This window comes from methane-oxidizing endosymbiont of Gigantopelta aegis, assembly GCF_016097405.1.
Taxonomy (GTDB): domain Bacteria; phylum Pseudomonadota; class Gammaproteobacteria; order Methylococcales; family Methylomonadaceae; genus Methylomarinum.
This window is the reverse complement of record NZ_JAEHGD010000001.1, coordinates 1,313,399-1,326,633: the sequence shown is the minus strand read 5'-3', so window position 1 is coordinate 1,326,633 and position 13,235 is coordinate 1,313,399. Positions and strand designations below refer to the sequence as shown.

Genomic DNA, 13,235 nt, shown 5'->3' with positions numbered 1-13,235 from the left:
TCAGGCTGAAAAACAATTGGCCGAAGCACAACTGGGCAGGGAACAAATCGAAGCTCGGAAAGATGACGTCAACGCCGTTGCCGCCCAGCTCAAACAAACTCACGCTGCGGTGACAGAAATCCAAAGCATGCTTGATGATTTAACCATCAAGGCGCCAGTCAGCGGCATGATTACCACCCGCATTGCCGATGTCGGTGAAGTCGTGACGGCAGGCAGTCCTTTATTTGATATTGTCGATCTGGATAAGCTGTATTTAAAGGTCTATGTGGCAGAAAATAAAATCGGCAAGGTTCGCTTACATCTACCCGCCAAAATTTATACCGATGCCTTCCCCGACCAGCCCTTGCCTGCCACTGTGCGTTATATTGCCTCGCAGGCCGAATTTACCCCTAAAGAAGTGCAAACACCCGATGAGCGCGTCAAGCTGGTGTATGCCGTTAAACTGTATCTGGATGAAAACCCGGCGCATCGTTTTACACCCGGGCTTCCAGCCGATGCCATCATTCGCTGGCGCCAACAGACACCTTGGGCCAGGCCGCAATGGTAGCTGCCCCGTCGGCTGAAATTGTTGTTCGGGCGCAAGGCCTTGGCAAGTGCTATAAACAGCAGATTGCCATTCAGAATTTAGATTTAACCGTCAGGCGTGGCGAAATTTATGGTCTGATTGGCCCGGATGGCAGCGGTAAAAGCAGTGTGATGAAGGCCATTGCCGGCGTGTTGGCATTCGAACAGGGTCAGCTGCAGGTGTTTAATGTGAATCTTGATTCAGAAGCGGCGGCGGAACGGGTAAAAGAACGCTTAGGGTTTATGCCGCAAGGACTAGGATTGAATTTGTACGCAGACTTATCCGTTGAAGAAAATATTGATTTTTTCGCCCAGCTTCGACTTGTAACGCCAGAGCTGCTTACTGAACGTAAACAGAAACTGCTCAAAATGACCCGGCTGGAACAATTCCGCGATCGTGCCATGAAAAACCTGTCGGGCGGAATGAAGCAAAAGTTAGGACTGGTCTGTACGCTGATTCACCAACCGGAACTGGTAATTTTGGATGAGCCAACAACTGGTGTCGATCCAGTTTCGCGGCGGGATTTTTGGGCTATTCTGGCCGAGCTGTTGCAAGAACATGGCATGACAGCTTTGATTTCAACCGCTTATATGGACGAAGCCAGCCGCTTTCATCGCCTATCGATGATGCATGAAGGTCAGGTTCTGGCGTCTGGTGAGCCAGACGACATTCAAAGGCAGATCCCGGGCAGTGTGGTGGAACTGGAAGCTGAAACACTGACTAAGGCACTCGAAGGCATCAAAAGCCGTTTCGAGCAAGTCGATGTGATGGGCAATACCATCAGAGTATTCATCGACCGGCAGTCGCTGGACGATGCTGCGAATTTAGTCACGCAAACTGTGCCAGACATCCCCCTTAAATCCATCCTCGCCATAGAACCCACTTTAGAAGATACCTTCATTGCACAGCTTCGACACAAAAAACAAGTCGACCGAACCGCTCATCACTCCATCCCCGTCAACACCGCCAATCCGCTTAAGCGGCCATCTGGCGTTGCTATCGCGGCGCGGGAGTTATGTCGTGATTTTGGCGCATTTCGGGCAGTCGATAACATTAGCTTCAGCGTACGACAAGGGGAAATATTTGGCTTGTTAGGCGCCAATGGTGCCGGTAAAACTACGGTGATCAAAATGCTGACCGGCATCTTGCCGCCTACGGCAGGTGAAGGCGAAGTGGCCGGTGCTAATATGCGTTTTGCAGGGCAAATGATCAAGGAACGTATTGGTTATATACTCTTCGCAAATGAGAATTTAGCATAAAAAGATGACGTAATGGAGTGAAATATATAAAATAAGGCCATGTCGAATTACACCCTTCCAGAGACTGAATTAGCCGATTTGCGCGAAGCCCATGGTGAGCTTCGAGAAAAACGTGATGCAGACCGAGTTAAAGCCATCATTCTTTTAGGTTCAGGCTGGTCAGCAACAAACGTTGCCGAAGCACTTCTCATTGACCGCAATACAATCCGTACCTACTATCGAAAATATAAGAAAGGTGGTCTTGCTAACTCCTACAAACTCAGCATGTTGGAAGTGCCAGTTTCTTATCGGTTTCAGAAGCGACCGAGTTGGATGAATATCTGCAGAAAAATCTTCACTTAACCGCTAAATCGGTTGCAGCTTACATTAAAGAGCGTTGGCAGGTTCGCTATAGTGAACGCGGTGTGACAGCCTTGCTGCATCGCTTGGGTTATGTCTATAAAAAGCCCAAGCTGATACCCGGCAAAGCTAATGCAAAAGCCCAACTGGAGTTCCTTGAGAAATATCAACAACTAAAGGAAGACAAGCAGCCCGAAGACTTGATATTGTTCATGGATGGTGTTCATCCACAACATAATCCTGTAATGGCTTGTGGTTGGATTAAGCGTGGTGTGGAATTCACGATTCAGAGTAATACCGGGCGTCAACGTCTCAATGTCAACGGTGCAGTCAATATCGATTCTCTGGATACTGTCTGCCGCTTCTATGACACCATCAATGGCGAGGCAACGATTGATCTTTGTAAGGCGATTGAAGAACGTTACCCGAAGGCTGGGACTATTTACATCATTTGCGATAATGCACGCTACTACCGATCAAAGGCTGTCAGACAATTTCTTGAAATGTCGCGAATTGAATTAGTGTTTTTACCGCCGTATGCGCCGAATCTTAATTTGATTGAACGGTACTGGCGATATTTCAAGAAAGAAATCTTATATGACCAGTATTATGAAACATTCAAAGAATTCAAAATAGCCTGCGAGACATTCTTTTCTGAGCCAGAAAAGCATGTCGACAATTTGCGCTCACTTTTAACTGAGAATTTTCAAATTATCGGTGCATGATGGTTTGCTCTATTTTCATGTGCGGAGAGTATATGTCGCAAGCCTTTTCCCTGTATCAGGATTTGACGGTACTGGAAAACCTGCAACTTTACGCCAATATCTATGGTGTACCACGAAAAGCGATCAAGCAGCGTATCAACGAATTGCTTGATTTGGCTGAACTTAAAACGGTTAGCCATACCTTAGTCAACACATTACCGATGGGTATGCGGCAGCGACTAGCATTAAGCTGTGCTTTGGTGCACCATCCCCGAGTATTGTTTCTGGATGAACCGACATCAGGCGTCGACCCCGTTGGCAGGCGGCAGTTTTGGGAGATTCTCGTGCATCTAGCCAAGATTGACCGGGTTGCCATTCTGGTGACGACCCATTACATGAGCGAAGCCGAACATTGCGACCATCTGGCATTGATGTACGCCGGTAAAATCATAGCCGATGACTCGCCACAGAATATGAAGCTGGCATTGGAAAAAGAAGCGGGAAAGTTGTTGGACATTCGCGTTGATCAGCCCCTGGCTGCCCTGCAAGCGCTACAGCAGGCTGGGTTTAAGGATGCCGCCTTGTTTGGTAATCATATTCATATGCTAACGCACGATACCGAGCAGACCCTACAGCAGCTGCGGCAATTATTATCACGACAGGGCATGGCATTGAGCCATTGCAAGGTGTTGCCGCTGACCTTAGAAGATGTGTTTGTGTATCGAATTTTAGCACTGGAAAGACAGGCGCAGAAAGGATGAACAGAAAACGAATCTGGGCCGTAGCCTATAAGGAATGGCGAGAAATATTACGGGATCGCTTGTTTTTCAGCATGGCATTTTTATTGCCCGTATTGATGCTGATGGTCCTAGGCTGGGGAATCTCGCTCGATGTGGAAAATATTCCGTTTGCGGTATTGGACCAAGATAAAAGCCACTTGAGCCGGGATTTTCTGCATCGCTTCATTGATTCGCGCTATTTTTCCTACCGTGGCGATGTACAGAAAGCCGAACAATTGGATACATTGTTGGCACATAGTGATATTCGCTTCGCCTTGATTATTCCTGATAAATTCCAAGAAAAATTGCTGGCCGGCCAATCGACAGCAGTGCAAAGTATTATTGATGGTGTTTTCCCCTATCGGGCGCAGGTTGCAAAAGGCTATGTATCGGCCATCATTAACAATTTTAACGCGCATTCACTGGCCGATTTTATCGCTCGAACAAGAGGTATATCTCAAGAACAGGCGCTGGCTTTGATAAACCCGGTGCACTTGCATCCGCGATATTTATTTAATCAGGCTTTGCGTAGTAGCTGGTCGATGGCATCGGGCCTGATGATGCTGGTGTTAATGATTACCCCACCAATGCTGACGGTTTTAGGTGTGGTCAGAGAAAAAGAAAATGGCTCAATCTATAATATTTATGCCTCCACCATCAGTAGGGGCGAATTTATCCTGGGCAAGCTACTGCCTTATTTCTTGATTTCATGCATCAATATTTTGATTCTGTGGAGCATTGTCATTTTTCTGTTTAATGCGCCGTTTAAAGGCAATCCACTGTTTTATTTTGCCGTATCGGTTTTGTATGTAATTTGTACGACGGGCATTGGTTTGTTGATTTCATTTTTGGTAAACACACAGGTAGCGGCGGTTATGTTGACCATGGTCATTACCTTTGTGCCCGCCATGCTTTATTCAGGGCTCATGATGCCACTATCATCGCTCAGTGACAGTACCCAACTTCTAGCCCATGCCTTCCCTGCCATGTATTATTTACGGCTGACCTGGGGCAGTTTTTTAAAAGGCCTGGGCTGGGATGCATTATGGGGAAATGTGGTCGCCTTAATGCTCTATGCCGGACTGCTGTGGATCATCGCCTATCTTAATTTTCATAAAAGACCACGGCAATGAGCATGCAACGAACGGCGCTATGGTGGCGCAGAATGGCTGTTATGATCATCAAAGAATTAAAGCAACTCTATCGAGATCCGGTATTGTTGGTCATAATTGCCTATTTTTTTACCGCAGACGTTTATTTAGCAGGTAGTGGCGCCAAAATAACACTCTATAATGCAACCTTTGTCGTTATCGATCATGACCACAGTGCGGCATCTCGAGAATTGATATATGCGTTTCGGCCGCCTTATTTTGACTTCCAGGGCGAACTGGCTGATGCCAGGAGTGCTGAAAAACTGCTGAACAATGGCGAGATTCTGGCAATACTGGATATTCCCAACCATTTTCAACATGATTTATTGCAGGGCAAGCCGGTCGCATTACAATTACGACTTGATGCCAGCAATATGTCACTGGCTACGTTGATGAGCGACTATAGCGCTGAACTGGTCGGACGATATGGACAAAATTACAGTTTACAGCAACTGGGTCTGAGCACCGAACACATACAAACTGTCCCGATAATCGACGATCGCCACCGGGTTCTTTATAACCCCAATCAAACCGACAGCTGGTTCATGTCTATTTCAGAATTGTTGACCGTCATCACCATGTTGTCGATGATGTTGCCGGCCGCCGCTGCAGTGCGCGAAAAAGAGCGCGGTACGATAGAACAGCTGATGGTTTCGCCATTAACACCGATACAGATATTATTGCCCAAGGTATTGGCGATGGGGTTGGTCATTTTATTCGCGGTTGCCGTGAGTTTATATGGCATCATGCAACCGGCATTTCATGTTCCTATTCAAGGCAGTACAGGCCTGTTTTTTGCCGTAACCGCCCTGTATGTCTTCGCCACATCCGGTATCGGCCTTTTTATTGCCTCAATCAGTCGTAATCTCGGTCAGGTATCCATGCTGGTTCTGTTGATCATCATGCCCATCATATTATTGTCCGGCGCCTGGACGCCGCCGGAAGCTATGCCGACCGGGCTTCGATACGCCATGTATATTTCACCGTTATCCTACTTTATTGAAATGGGCTACGGCATTTTACTTAAAGGCGCAGACCTTGAAATATTGTGGGATTCACTATTAGGCTTGACAGTGTTAGGCAGCATCATCTTCAGTCTTGGTATTTGGCGATTTCAAATTCAGTAAGGATGACGTCCAGAGAGACAATCACAGCTTGGTCTGGGAACCGGTGTAACTCTAATCAAACCCCAATCGCACGGCTTTAACATCCTAAGGCCACTCCCTTAATGTAAACGATGCAGGACATCACGCTTGCGGAAAAATCATAACTCAAAGACCCGCCCCCGTTATTCCACTTTCTCAGCAATTTTTCGGTCTAGCAATGCGGATAAATAAATATTCCACCCAGATTGCGAAGATTTAGCTATACTTTTCGAAGGATTTAAATTTTTTTGCATAAGATTATCTTATTGCGCTAGACAGAACGCTGTCTAGCACTTTATTATCTGATTCAATATAGTTAACTATTATGCTTTAAAATAATCTGGGAGGAAAAACAATGAATATACGTGTAGGTAGCCCAAGTGAGCTATCAGTAAATAGCGAAAAAGTCACAGCTTTTTTTAAAAATGAGTGGACTAGGCCAATTAGTCTTGGCGACAATAAATTTTATAACTGGCAGTTTATAAAAACACCATACCAAAACCATGAAGATAGTTGTTGTATTGTAATTGATGACAACAGCGAAATATTAGGCGTGATGGGCGTCAATGATAGGTCTTTTAGGCTTTGTTGCATAAATCATAAGGATCCCCATATTATAGGGCATGGACAAGAAAAAGAAACAACGCTACAAACTAAAGAATTGGTCGAATTACAATCAAGCCTTGATCAATCGAGGTTCATTAACGCTATGGTTCGAAGAATCCATGATCAAGCAATGGCATCAGCCTGAAAAGACAGGCTATAGAGGAAGCCCGATGACGTATTCTGATACTGCTATTCAATGCGCATTGACCCTGAGAGAACTCTTTAAGCTGCCGTTGAGAGCGACACAGGGATGTTTGTTGTCGTTAGTCCAGTTATTAAAGCTGTCTATCCAGATTCCTCATTACAGTACATTAAGTCGCCGCCAGCAAACTCTGGAGGTTCGGCTGCCTCGTTCAAGCAGTCGAACGCCAAGACACTTAGTCGTCGATTCGACCGGCTTAAAAGTCTACGGTGAAGGCGAGTGGAAAGTTCGCAAACATGGTGCCAGCAAGCGCAGAACCTGGCGTAAACTCCATATCATGGTTGATGCACAAACGCAGGAAGTCGTGGCAGTTGAGATGACGGCTAATTTTGTTGGTGATTCCGAAGTCTTGCCGGATTTATTAGAGCAGCTGGATGAACACGACCAAGTTGCCAGTGTGGCGGCGGATGGCGCTTATGATACGATCCAGTGTCATCAGGCGATTCGTAACAAAGGCGCCGATGCATTGATACCGCCGCGGGAAGGGGCGGTGGAATGGCCGAGTGATGAAGATGGGAGAACTCATCCAAGAACAGCGATTGTTCAACGTTGCGCTGAAATCGGGAGAAAGGCATGGAAACAAGAAAGTGGTTATCATCAACGCAGCCTGGCTGAAACGGCTATGTTTCGCATCAAAACGCTCTTTAGTGGCCAATTAAAAAACCGGACCTTTGCGGCTCAGATGGTTGAGGCGTATCTCCGCGTCGGCGCAATGAATAAAATGACAGGCCTGGGTATGCCTGAAAGTTATTCTGTTTCATGAATAAAGACTGGAATTTAAGAAAAGAGTACGCTGTGGATTATTTATGCAACAAAGCCGTATTAAAGTATATCGCTATACCACCGAATCATTCGGTACTGCCGCCAAACATTAATAATGCGTCTCCGTTCTTGCTCTTATAACAAGAACGGAGTAGTTTATATCAGCTGACCAAAAATTGGCGCATCATACCTAAATCTTCATGCTCCAGATTATGACAATGATATAAAAACAAGCCTTTATAATCCTGGAATGGTTTGATGATTTCAATTTCTTCACCCGGCATCACTAGAACGGTATCTTTCCAGCCTGTATCAATAAATCCATCTTTAACGGTGTCATATTCAGCCTTGCGCATACCTTCCATTTTGCGCGAAATAACTTGATACTGTTGTCCATGCAAATGAATAGGATGGGCCATAGATAACATCATACCGCCCCCCATCATCCCCATTCCTCCCATGCCACCGCGCATAGCCATTTTTCCGCCTTCGGCCTCATGTTCATCTTTTTTCATACCATGATCATGGAATATCTTTATTTTCTTAATGGAGCCCACAGGCACTTTTTCAAAATTCATAATCCTATCCAAAGAAAACGATTTGCCATTTAATTGTGGCGCCATTGGCTTCATTGAGATGCCAATCGGAATTGGATGATGTGCATTATCCACGTCATTTTCCGTAAAACGTTGAAAATTAACCAATTTTTTAGGTAAACGGGGAGAATCACTCACGTTTTCTGTCACGTTAAAACGTGTTATCACGAATTTTTCACCTTGGGCTAAACGACTCCCCATCATTCCCATACCACCACGCATCATGCCGCCACCTTTACGCATTCTTTCATACATCGGCGGCATGGCACCACGAAACGGCAAGCTGTACAAAACTAATTCAGACCCTACCGGACGACCACTAAAATCCAGCCATAAATCGACCCGTTCACCGGGTGCCAACATGATATAAGGCCGGGTTTCTGGTTTTTCCAATAAGCCAGCATCAGTACCTATCGCCGTCAAAGGTGTACCATCATCCCAACCCAACTTGTAAATTCTTGAATTTGAGCCATTTAAAGCGCGGAAACGATACGCGCGTGATTTAACATTAAACGTCACATTAGGCTGCCCATTGACCAAAATAGTATCACCTAAAAAACCTAACATCTTGCCGTGCATCCCATGCACATAACGCAGCTGGTTACGGCTAGAGAAGCTTCTGTCCTGAATCACTAACGGCATATTAAATTCGCCATCGGGCAATTCCAGTTTCTTTTCCTCATCGTCAGTCACTGTAATCATACCCGCGAGTCCCTGATACACCTGTTCAGCCGTCAATTCATGGGTATGCGAATGATAAAAACTGGTTCCGGCCCGATTCATCACTTCAAATTCATAAACAAAGCGTTCTCCCGGTGCAATCGAATACATGGGATGACCATCACTTTTTTGTGGAACATGTAATCCATGCCAATGAATGATGGAGGGTTCATTTAAACGGTTATGAAAATAAATTCTGACTTTCTGACCTTTTTCATAATTTAAAATCGGACCAAGATAATTACCTCTTAAAGGTATCAACGTATTTTCAGGACCTTTTAACAGGCGAGCGTAATATTTTTGTACATTGGTGGTCGGACCGTTTTTTAAAACCTGGATATGTGCATTGCGGGTTGTAAACTCAATTTCCACATCTGGATTAAATCCCGGAGTTGGCGCCGATTTAATGCGCCCGGTATTTGACCAGGCTAAACCGGGTATAGCTGCTGCAGCTGCGGTAAATGCTGAAAGCTGCATAAAATGGCGTCTGTTATATAGATTTCGTGTTGACATAGCCTTCCTCCGTCAGAGATACCTTAAGTACTTTAAGGTAATATAAGTATTTTATTATTCTCTGAAAATACGCTTTTTTACTCTATCTTTCAACCCAGCTTTACACTCAGTATTTATACTCAACACCCCACATTCTGATTAGCAAAATCATCCGCTACTTTCTTTTCTAGACAAATAAAACTATAAGAAAAATCAACCGCCGGATCATCGTGTATGGTTGTTTTTTCGAGTTCAACCCATGCCTGTTTATCGATTTCAGGAAAATAAGTATCTCCCGAAAAGGCCTGATGTATTTGGGTTAAATAAAGTCGATGTGCCCGCTCTAAAGTTTGTTCATACAAAGTTGCTCCTCCGATAATAAAAACTTCATCATGTTGGGAGCAGTGGTTTAACGCTATATCAAGCTGTGGAAACAACAAACAATTTTCTGCCTGGTACTGTGGATTACGACTGACAATAATATTGGTTCTGCCCGGCAAGGGCCTGCCAATCGCCTCAAATGTTTTACGCCCCATAATAATCGGCGAACCCATGGTGATTTTTTTGAAATTTTTCAAATCAGCCGATAAATGCCAAGGCATTTGATTGTTCAAACCAATCACTCTATTTTCCGCCATGGCGACAATCAATGATATTTTCATAAAATTTGTTTAATATGCTGTCATTCAATAACCTGTAAACGCCCATCATACTATGAAAAATATTTTGCTTGTAATGACGGGTGGCACCATTGGCTCAAGTATTAAAAAAAATACTGTCGATACCTCGGATGCCGCTACGTATAGCTTATTACAGCGATTTAATACAGATTACGCAAAAGCTGATCAAATTCACTTCAAAACGGTACAATTAACATCCCTCTTGAGTGAAAATTTACAGCCTGAATTCTGGCAAAGTCTAGTTCAGTGTATAGAATCTAAAACGATAGAAAACTATGATGGCATCATCATCACCCACGGCACAGACACCCTCGCCTATACTGCAGCTGCGCTAGGTTTGTATTTTAATGCGCTCAGCATTCCCTTGTTATTAGTGTCGAGTCACTTACCATTACAACACCCTGATGCCAATGGCTTTGATAATTTCATCTGTGCCGTCGATTATATTGTGCAAAATCATCCAGCGGGTGTTTTTGTACCGTATCAAAACCCGAATCAAGGCATGACACTCCACCGAGGCGTACACTTATTATCCTCTCTACCCTTAAGCAGTGATTTTATCAGTGCTCGGTTTTCCAGTTATATGCGTTATGAGGCCGGCCAATTCATTCACGTCGATACAATACCTTATCAACAACAGGCTCTCCATCTCAAGCCCATTTTCAGTCCACGCATTTTATTGATTCGCCCTTACCCTGGACTGGATTACCGTCAGCTAAAGTTGACCGGTATCGATTGTGTTTTGCATGATCTTTACCATTCCGGTACTGCCTGTGCGCTTGATGAAAAAAATCCGCAGTCTGCCTTGTATTTATTAAATCAATGTCAAAAGCAAGGATTAGCGGTTTATTTTGCACCCATTGAAAAACGCACTTCGGTCTATATCACAACGCAGAAACTATTAGGGGCTGTTGCCATTTCACATAGGTAACCATAAAAAGGCGCAAGCCAGAGCGATAGAGCCTTCAAAATTTCGTTTGAGTTTGTCATATCGCGTGGCGATCGCTCTGAAATGCTTAAGTCTTGCAAACACATTTTCAACGAGATGGCGATATTTGTAGAGACACCAATCCATTTCATCATTTCCCGAGTTGAATTCTTTTTCTTGGGATAACAGGAACAGCCCTTTGTCTTTAATTTGAAGACGTAATGCTTCACTGTCATAGCCTCTGTCAGCAACTATATAGTCACCTTTTGGGAGCTCTGCAACTAATTTCGGTGCTTCTTTACAGTCATGAACTTCGCCGCCTGTCACTGAGAAATGAATAGGAAGACCACAGGCATCAACGGCCATATGAATTTTACTGGTGTTCCCGGCGACAGATTTCCCTATCGCTGTTTCTTGTTCACAGGCCGCACCACTACTATGCTGATGTGCTTTCACAATACTCCCATCAATAAATTCCCATTCCAGGTCTGGATCAACAACCAAGGCGTTAAAAATACCCATCAGTTTTTCTTTACGAGACCAGTCATTGAATCGTTTATATACCGCATTCCAATTACCAAAAGCCGTGGGTAAATCTCCAGGGACAACCTACTCGCAAGCGATAAAAATACCTTCGACTGTTTTTCGAAGACAAGGTTTGTCATAAATTCCCATTTTCAACATAATTATCTTCAGTTTCTCCCAAAGTTCATCCGTAAGCAGTTGTCGCGGCATAGTTTGCTTGTTTTTGAGTCAAAATAAACAATCTATGTGGCGGAGTTATTGAATTTCAAGGGGGATTTTCAAAACGGCAACAGCCCCTAGAAAACGGTGCTGAATTTATCTGGAATATGACATTAGAGGCCGCCTATGCCAAGTTGTCATTGGCCTTTGGTAATTTTGATTCTGATAAGGCCCGCCGCCAATTTCTGGACAGTAATATCGCGGGTGAAAAGATAATTTTTTAATTGTTATGTTTTTCCTGTTGCCGCAAGACATGCCAGATTGTTTTTACATTGGATTGAATGGTATCTAGCATCAGGGTAAGTGCGATTTCTTCGACAGCCGCCAATGCACACAGAAAACTAGCCAAATGAAATGGCAGCGACAGATCAAACCACATCAGTAAAAAATAACTTCCTCCCATAGTTGCAACAGCTAGTTTAACCAGCCAGGTGTGGTAACGGGTAAAATCTTTAAATTTCATCCACCCCACCAGGATGGGTAACAGATAACTTAATACAATCAATATTACATAGGCTTTTTCAGTCTTGAGTAATTCAGGTCGCAACCAAGTGGTGGCCAAGGTTACCGAACTGTACACAAGAATATCGGCCCAGCTATCTAATAACGCACCAAGATCACTTTCCTGATGTAATAAACGAGCTGCCAGGCCATCTAATACATCGCTGATAAAGGTCGTCAACAACAGTACTAAAAACAGCATTTCCTCGCCATTCCAGGCCAACCCTAACAAGAACGGAACACATAAAAAGCGATACAGCGTCAGTAAATTAGGTAAGGTAAAGAGTTGTTGGAGATCTATTTTCAACATAATTCCAATGTTGCGACAAGCGGGGCGTGATCTGACAAATGATTCCAGGGGCTGTCGTGTAAGCGTTCACAGTGTAACGCGTTAAAACCACGAAAATAAATCCGATCCATCGTTAAAAAAGGCATCCAGGACGGAAATGTGCGGGCATAGCGCTGATGGAGAGTCTGATAGGCCTCTTTTAAATTCAAATGTGAATAAAAATATTTTCCGGCCTGTCTTGTCCAGTCATTAAAATCACCCGCCACTATCAAAGGTGCCGTTGCAGGGACCGTTTGTTCAATACGTTGACACAATTGTTTAAACTGGCGTCGACGCTCCCCCCCCATTAAACCTAAATGAATACAGATAATATGTAATTCCGTATCCTGAGCGGTCAATTCAATAACACCATGTAATAGACTTCGGCTGGCCCAGACAAATGGAGAAACATTGATATTTTCCCAACACGTCAGCGGCAGTTTACTGAGAATGGCATTGCCGTGGTGGCCTTTTGCATAGACTGCATTTTTACCATAGACGGCATGTGGCCAAGTGTTTTCTGCCAGAAATTCAGTTTGTGACATTTGTGGCCAGTTTGGATATTGATGGGGATGTTCTGAATGTTCGCCCTGCATTTCCTGAAGAAACAAAATATCGGCTTCGGTGTGCCGTAGTGCATCCCGTATTTGATGCAACACAAAAGCACGATTACCGACATTAAATCCTTTATGAATATTGTAGGTAAGAATTTTTAATGGCTGCATACGTTCGCT

General features: G+C 44.3%; 14 protein-coding genes and 1 pseudogene. 10 read left to right on the top strand and 5 right to left on the bottom strand.

Translation table 11 applies throughout. The features are described 5' to 3' along the window. Positions 1-16 precede the first annotated feature (16 nt). From JEU20_RS15120 to JEU20_RS06620, 9 genes are all read left to right on the top strand, one after another. Positions 17-547, top strand: coding sequence for an HlyD family secretion protein (locus JEU20_RS15120; RefSeq protein ID WP_245395135.1), 531 nt, complete (start codon positions 17-19; stop codon positions 545-547). Then, positions 541-1,824 (top strand): ATP-binding cassette domain-containing protein, encoded by a 1,284-nt coding sequence (locus JEU20_RS06645; protein ID WP_198244424.1) that lies wholly within the window; start codon positions 541-543, stop codon positions 1,822-1,824. The genes JEU20_RS15120 and JEU20_RS06645 overlap by 7 nt, the downstream gene beginning before the upstream one ends. Positions 1,825-1,863: 39 nt before the next feature. Then, positions 1,864-2,166, top strand: coding sequence for a terminase gpP N-terminus-related DNA-binding protein (locus JEU20_RS15115; RefSeq protein WP_245395134.1), 303 nt, complete (start codon positions 1,864-1,866; stop codon positions 2,164-2,166). Further along, the gene (locus tag JEU20_RS06640; protein ID WP_245395133.1) at positions 2,133-2,888 is read left to right on the top strand and encodes an IS630 family transposase; all 756 of its coding nucleotides are present in this window, start codon (positions 2,133-2,135) and stop codon (positions 2,886-2,888) included. The genes JEU20_RS15115 and JEU20_RS06640 overlap by 34 nt, the downstream gene beginning before the upstream one ends. 32 nt (positions 2,889-2,920) lie before the next feature. After that, positions 2,921-3,628, top strand: a complete 708-nt coding sequence (locus JEU20_RS06635; protein ID WP_245395132.1) for an ABC transporter ATP-binding protein — start codon at positions 2,921-2,923, stop codon at positions 3,626-3,628. After that, positions 3,625-4,779 (top strand): ABC transporter permease, encoded by a 1,155-nt coding sequence (locus JEU20_RS06630; protein ID WP_198244420.1) that lies wholly within the window; start codon positions 3,625-3,627, stop codon positions 4,777-4,779. The genes JEU20_RS06635 and JEU20_RS06630 overlap by 4 nt, the downstream gene beginning before the upstream one ends. A gap of 32 nt (positions 4,780-4,811) precedes the next feature. Continuing rightward, positions 4,812-5,924, top strand: a complete 1,113-nt coding sequence (locus JEU20_RS06625; protein WP_245395131.1) for an ABC transporter permease — start codon at positions 4,812-4,814, stop codon at positions 5,922-5,924. Between the two features lie 373 nt (positions 5,925-6,297). Then, entirely contained in the window at positions 6,298-6,693 is a 396-nt protein-coding gene (locus tag JEU20_RS15110) for a hypothetical protein (RefSeq protein WP_245395130.1), read from the top strand. Next, on the top strand, positions 6,626-7,513 hold the full coding sequence (locus JEU20_RS06620) for an IS5 family transposase (protein WP_198246166.1): 888 nt from the start codon (positions 6,626-6,628) through the stop codon (positions 7,511-7,513). Before JEU20_RS15110 ends, JEU20_RS06620 begins: the two co-directional genes overlap by 68 nt. A 160-nt stretch (positions 7,514-7,673) precedes the next feature. Here the strand turns inward: JEU20_RS06620 and JEU20_RS06615 are convergent, their stop codons facing one another. Both JEU20_RS06615 and JEU20_RS06610 read right to left on the bottom strand, forming a co-directional pair. Next, the gene (locus JEU20_RS06615; RefSeq protein ID WP_198244415.1) at positions 7,674-9,341 is read right to left on the bottom strand and encodes a multicopper oxidase family protein; all 1,668 of its coding nucleotides are present in this window, start codon (positions 9,339-9,341) and stop codon (positions 7,674-7,676) included. Between the two features lie 119 nt (positions 9,342-9,460). Continuing rightward, positions 9,461-9,982: a dihydrofolate reductase gene (locus JEU20_RS06610; protein ID WP_198244413.1), complete on the bottom strand. Its 522-nt coding sequence runs from the start codon at positions 9,980-9,982 to the stop codon at positions 9,461-9,463. Positions 9,983-10,046: 64 nt separating this feature from the next. Between JEU20_RS06610 and JEU20_RS06605 the strand changes: the two genes are divergently transcribed. Continuing rightward, entirely contained in the window at positions 10,047-10,931 is an 885-nt protein-coding gene (locus tag JEU20_RS06605) for an asparaginase domain-containing protein (protein WP_198244412.1), read from the top strand. Here JEU20_RS06605 and JEU20_RS06600 read toward each other — a convergent pair. From JEU20_RS06600 to JEU20_RS06590, 3 genes and pseudogenes are all read right to left on the bottom strand, one after another. After that, positions 10,920-11,663, bottom strand: a pseudogene (locus JEU20_RS06600) (IS5 family transposase). The gene JEU20_RS06605 and the pseudogene JEU20_RS06600 sit on opposite strands and share 12 nt — an antisense overlap. A 229-nt stretch (positions 11,664-11,892) precedes the next feature. Next, entirely contained in the window at positions 11,893-12,480 is a 588-nt protein-coding gene (locus tag JEU20_RS06595) for a CDP-alcohol phosphatidyltransferase family protein (protein ID WP_198244410.1), read from the bottom strand. Beyond that, the gene (locus JEU20_RS06590; RefSeq protein WP_198244408.1) at positions 12,477-13,226 is read right to left on the bottom strand and encodes an endonuclease/exonuclease/phosphatase family protein; all 750 of its coding nucleotides are present in this window, start codon (positions 13,224-13,226) and stop codon (positions 12,477-12,479) included. Before JEU20_RS06590 ends, JEU20_RS06595 begins: the two co-directional genes overlap by 4 nt. Between the last annotated feature and the right edge of the window lie 9 nt (positions 13,227-13,235).